The organism is Neisseria sp. P0021.S005 (assembly GCF_051956955.1).
Genome location: NZ_JBQCWY010000240.1, coordinates 1 through 4,240 on the forward strand (window position 1 = coordinate 1; position 4,240 = coordinate 4,240).

General features: G+C 51.0%; 6 protein-coding genes. 4 read left to right on the forward strand and 2 right to left on the reverse strand.

Features of this window, described 5'->3' with window-relative positions:
* Nucleotides 1-136: PH domain-containing protein (locus ACTHUE_RS11790; RefSeq protein ID WP_440423536.1), on the reverse strand; the 136-nt coding region annotated here is incomplete at its 3' end.
* Between the two features lie 126 nt (nucleotides 137-262).
* On the opposite strand from ACTHUE_RS11790, the gene rnhA reads away from it, so the two are divergent.
* The 4 genes from rnhA to ACTHUE_RS11810 all read left to right on the forward strand — a co-directional run bounded on the left by rnhA (nucleotide 263) and on the right by ACTHUE_RS11810 (nucleotide 2,687).
* The gene (gene rnhA / locus ACTHUE_RS11795; RefSeq protein WP_049335392.1) at nucleotides 263-700 is read left to right on the forward strand and encodes a ribonuclease HI; all 438 of its coding nucleotides are present in this window, start codon (nucleotides 263-265) and stop codon (nucleotides 698-700) included.
* A 10-nt stretch (nucleotides 701-710) separates the two neighbouring features.
* Complete coding sequence (locus ACTHUE_RS11800; RefSeq protein WP_049335391.1) at nucleotides 711-1,025, forward strand: hypothetical protein; 315 nt, start codon at nucleotides 711-713, stop codon at nucleotides 1,023-1,025.
* Nucleotides 1,022-1,420: an HIT family protein gene (locus ACTHUE_RS11805; RefSeq protein ID WP_004519320.1), complete on the forward strand. Its 399-nt coding sequence runs from the start codon at nucleotides 1,022-1,024 to the stop codon at nucleotides 1,418-1,420. The genes ACTHUE_RS11800 and ACTHUE_RS11805 overlap by 4 nt, the downstream gene beginning before the upstream one ends.
* A gap of 73 nt (nucleotides 1,421-1,493) precedes the next feature.
* Nucleotides 1,494-2,687 carry an LD-carboxypeptidase gene (locus ACTHUE_RS11810; RefSeq protein WP_070695337.1) on the forward strand — a complete coding sequence of 398 codons (1,194 nt, stop codon included), beginning with the start codon at nucleotides 1,494-1,496 and terminating at the stop codon, nucleotides 2,685-2,687.
* Nucleotides 2,688-2,750: 63 nt separating this feature from the next.
* Here ACTHUE_RS11810 and serC read toward each other — a convergent pair whose 3' ends face one another.
* Nucleotides 2,751-3,857, reverse strand: coding sequence for a phosphoserine transaminase (gene serC, locus ACTHUE_RS11815; protein WP_070695336.1), 1,107 nt, complete (start codon nucleotides 3,855-3,857; stop codon nucleotides 2,751-2,753).
* Between the last annotated feature and the right edge of the window lie 383 nt (nucleotides 3,858-4,240).

Consider the following 4,240-nt stretch of genomic DNA (forward strand, 5'->3'; position numbering starts at 1 on the left):
ACACAATCAAATCGCGCACCAGGCTGAATGCCATTTTTACCTGTTCGCCATCAATCAGGATATTCGCCAAATCGCGTTCCACCGCATCGGCGTCTTTTTGCGAAGCATTGCCCAAAAGGCCGCTGAACAATCCCATATCTGCCTTCTTTCTATACGAGTGATAAAGCGCAGGGTATTTTACACGCGTAAACCGTATTTGCCGATATTTCAGACGGCCTTATGTTATGATAATGATACCGCCTTATTCGACAAAGACATGCCCATGGATAAACCCGTTTACCTCTACACAGACGGCGCATGCAAAGGCAACCCCGGCGCAGGCGGCTGGGGTGTATTTATGCGCTACGGCACACACGAAAAAGAACTGTTCGGCGGCGAAGCCGAAACCACCAACAACCGTATGGAACTGACTGCCGTCATCGAAGGCCTGAAATCCCTAAAACGCCGCTGCCAAGTCGTCATCTGCACCGACTCGCAATACGTCAAAAACGGCATGGAAAGCTGGATACGCGGTTGGAAAAAAAACGGCTGGAAAACCGCCGCCAAAAAACCGGTTAAAAACGACGACTTATGGAAAGAGCTGGATAGTTTGGTTCAACAACACGATGTCCGCTGGACATGGGTAAAAGGCCATGCCGGACACCCAGAAAACGAAAAAGCCGACGAACTTGCCAATAAGGGCGCGGCAAAATTTTTATAACATTTCATCCATGACTGCACTCAAACATCTCAAACCATTCTTTTGGATTGCCATCATTGCATTGATTTGTGTGACGCCCATAGCACTTATGTTCGCCTATTCGCCCTTTCATGATGTCAATGATTTTTTTCGCTTTGGCTTGTGCGATCACGTTAAGAGTGCCGAAGAATGTGCCGACTTAATCACGCCCTCCTATTTATTTTGGTGGTTTATACCTGAACCGTGGCTTTTCGCATTCATATCTCTGACTGCCATTTACCTTGTTCTAAAAATCCTGATTGAAATCATCCGATTCCTATTCAGACTGAGAAAGAAAAACCCATGACCTGCCCCATCTGCACTGCCGACAACGAAGATATTTTGCTGCAAACGCCAAACCTGCGCGTTATCGCCGTCCACAATGAAGCCGGCGCACCGGCATTCTGCCGCGTGATTTGGAATAACCATGTTTCCGAGATGACCGACCTTTCCCCTGCCGAACGCAATGAAATCATGGAAATGGTGTATCAGGTTGAAGCCGCAATGCGCCAAGTCTTCCGCCCGGCCAAAATCAATCTGGCCAGCCTCGGCAATGTTGTGCCTCACTTGCATTGGCACGTCATCGCCCGCTTTGAAAACGACGCCAACTTTCCTGCGCCGATTTGGGCCGCGCCCGTACGCGAACACGGTATGACCCTGCCCGAAAATTGGCCGGAACAAATCAAAAACTTAATCGCTTAAACTTTCAGACGGTCTGCAAGGCCCGACACGCCTAGTTCAGGCCGTCTGAACATATAACGAAAGGAAAACCTCAATGAACTCCACCACGCGCCGCCATTTCCTGCGTACCTGCTCTGCCGCGGCAGGCGCAGGGTTGCTACAAGCCTGCGGCACAGGCACGACCACCACACCGCAAACCAAAACCACTTCCACCACCGCGAAAGCCCAAACCGTGCAACCTAAGCAACCCCATCCGCCACGTTCCGGCGACAACCTCCTGCGCGTTGTTGCGCCGTCAGGCTTCGCCGAAGACCCCAACCGCGTGACCACCGGCCTGACCCGCCTCTACAACGCAGGCTTTACCGTGACCAACCAACAAGCAGGCAGCCGCCGTTACCAACGCTTTGCCGGCAGCGATGCCCAACGCGCCGCCGACTTCCAAGACGTTGCCAGCGGTCGTGTCGAAACGCCTAAAATCTTGATGGGCCTGCGCGGTGGCTACGGCGCGGCACGCATCCTGCCGCAAATTGACTTTGCCTCACTCGGCGCCAGAATGCGCGAACGCGGCACATTATTCTTCGGTTTCAGCGACGTGTGCGCCGTCCAACTCGCCCTGTTGGCCAAAGGCAATATGATGAGCTTTGCAGGCCCGATGGTGTACAGCGAATTCGGCAAAGCAGACCCCAGCGTCTTTACCATGGATTCGTTCATCCGCGGCACGACCAACAACGTCAACATCGTTGATGTTCCGACCATCCAACGCGCCGATGTCAACGTCGAAGGCACATTGTGGGGAGGCAACCTCAGCGTTCTCGCCTCCCTCGCCGGTACGCCTTATATGCCTGATATTCAAGGCGGCATCCTCTTTATCGAAGACGTCAGCGAGCAACCCTACCGCATCGAGCGCATGCTCAACACGCTTTATCTGTCAGGTGTTTTGCAAAAACAACGCGCCATCATCTTCGGCGATTTCCGCATGGGCACCATCCGCGACGTGTACGACTCCAACTACGATTTCTCCGCCGTAGTCAACCACATTTCGCGCACCGCCAAGATTCCTGTGTTGACCGGCTTCCCATTCGGCCACATCACCAACAAAACCACTTTCCCTTTGGGCACGCATGCCAAAGTCCGCAGTAACGGCAACGGCGGTTATTCCGTAACCTTCAGTGGCTATCCTACGCTGAACCCGTCCGCGCTGACACTCGACAGCCTGCTGCCTCCTCCTGTTCCGACTTACGACAGCACTATCTACCGCGACAGCATCACTGAAGAAGTCACCGAATAAGACTTATTCAAATCAAAAGGCCGTCTGAAACCCAGTTTCAGACGGCCTTTTTATATCTTCATCTTAACCGTAACGTCGTTGGAAATCTTTCATAAAGTCGGCCAACGCGTTCACACCTTCAAGCGGCATCGCATTGTAAATACTGGCACGCATACCGCCGACGGTTTTATAGCCCTTAAGCAGGCACAAGCCCTGCAACTCGGCTTCCAACACAAAGCGGCGGTCCAAGTCTTCACTTGCGGTTTTGAAGACCACGTTCATTTTGGAGCGCGCATCAGGATGAATATCATTTATGTAAAAACCGCCGCTGCCGTCTATCGTCTCATACAAGGTTTGAGCCTTTATTCGATTGACCGCTTCAATTTTTTTCACACCGCCCTGCGTTTGCAGCCAGCGGAACACCAAACCCGACATATAAATCGCATAGGTGGACGGCGTGTTGTACATACCGTCGCGGTTGATGTGAGAGCGGTAGTTGAACACATCGGGAATATCGTTCGGACAACGCTCCAGCAAATCCTCGCGGATAATGACCACGGTCGCACCGGCAGGACCGATATTTTTTTGTGCACCGGCATAAATCAAGCCGTAATCGGATACATTAAACTCACGCGACAAAATCTCGCTCGACATATCGCACACCAGCGGCGGCAGGCCGTCTGAAAGTTTGGGGACGTTTTGATACTGCAAACCGTTTACGGTTTCATTAATCGCAAAATGAACAAACGCAGAATTCGGGTTGACATCCCAATCCTCCACCGCAGGCAGGTTTTTATAGGCATATTGCTCGCCGCCATGCGCGGCCAAACGGATTTCGGCATTGCTCAAACGGCTCATCTGTTCATAGGCAATACGGCTCCAGTTGCCCGTTACCACCGCATCGGCAGTCGTAAAACCGTGCGCTAAATTCATGGCCACCATATTAAATTGCGCGGTCGCACCGCCCTGTAAAAACAGGATTTTATAGTTGGACGGAATATTCAAAAGCTGGCGCAAGTCTTGTTCGGCATGATGCAGAATGCTCAAAAACATATCCGAACGGTGGCTCATCGCCATCACGGGGAAACCCGTACCGTTGTAGTCGAGCATTTCCTGTTGCGCGGTACGCAATACCGCTTCCGGCAATACGGCAGGACCTGCGGAAAAATTGTAAATCGGATGTGCGAACATGGCGGCCTTCTTTCTTATTCGGAGAGTATAAGGAAATTGTAGAACCGCCTTGCACATTGTGCAAGCACGAAAAACCAGGAAATACAAGGCCGCCTGAAAACAAAGCAACACCAATTCTTTGTTTTCCAAAATAATTTCAGAGACACCACATCAAAACTTGTCAACAATTTCCTTTTCAGACGGCCTCGCCCCTATCCTTCCATTTACGCAATCACTTCAAAAAATCCACGCCAAATCAACGCTTTTCTTTTATCTTGAAAACAGTTATAATAGGCCAATTTTTCAAATCACACGAAAAATGGCCGCGCGGCCATTTTTTTGTTTATGTACTTCTGGAGAAGCATGGATATTCAAAGCATTCTTGATAAAACCCTGCCCGGCTT

What these genes read in the sequence shown, in the direction of transcription:
- ACTHUE_RS11800 (WP_049335391.1), top strand. Translation starts at nt 711, where the DNA reads ATGACTGCACTCAAACATCTCAAACCATTCTTTTGGATTGCCATCATT.
- rnhA (WP_049335392.1), top strand. Translation starts at nt 263, where the DNA reads ATGGATAAACCCGTTTACCTCTACACAGACGGCGCATGCAAAGGCAAC.
- ACTHUE_RS11810 (WP_070695337.1), top strand. Translation starts at nt 1,494, where the DNA reads ATGAACTCCACCACGCGCCGCCATTTCCTGCGTACCTGCTCTGCCGCG.
- serC (WP_070695336.1), bottom strand. Translation starts at nt 3,857, where the DNA reads ATGTTCGCACATCCGATTTACAATTTTTCCGCAGGTCCTGCCGTATTG.
- ACTHUE_RS11805 (WP_004519320.1), top strand. Translation starts at nt 1,022, where the DNA reads ATGACCTGCCCCATCTGCACTGCCGACAACGAAGATATTTTGCTGCAA.